Origin of the sequence: Mesorhizobium sp. M1A.T.Ca.IN.004.03.1.1 (assembly GCF_003997555.1) — a bacterium.
Lineage (GTDB): Bacteria > Pseudomonadota > Alphaproteobacteria > Rhizobiales > Rhizobiaceae > Mesorhizobium.
Genome location: NZ_RZTV01000396.1, coordinates 1 through 268, shown reverse-complemented (window position 1 = coordinate 268; position 268 = coordinate 1). Strand labels below are relative to the sequence as shown.

Annotated in this window: 1 protein-coding gene; it reads right to left on the bottom strand. The window is 57.5% G+C overall.

What is annotated here, in order from left to right:
- Nucleotides 1–268: GDP-mannose 4,6-dehydratase (locus EOD29_RS32140; protein WP_127248832.1), on the bottom strand; the 268-nt coding region annotated here is incomplete at both ends.

Sequence of the window (268 nt, the reverse complement as noted above, 5' to 3'; positions counted from 1 at the left end):
AAAGGCGTAGTTTCCGACTGCATCGGCTCCTGAATGAGGCCGTACATTTCCGATGACGAGGCCTGGTAGAAGCGTGCCTCGGGGATTTCAAGGCGGAGCGCCTCGAGCACATTGGTAACACCCATGCCCGTAACGCTGCCCGTCAGAAGCGGCTGCTGCCAAGATGATTTGACGAAGGATTGCGCTGCAAGATTGTAGACTTCGTCCGGTCTGATTTCGCGCATCGTCCGGGCCAGACCGGACAGATCCGTCAGATTTCCGTCCACGA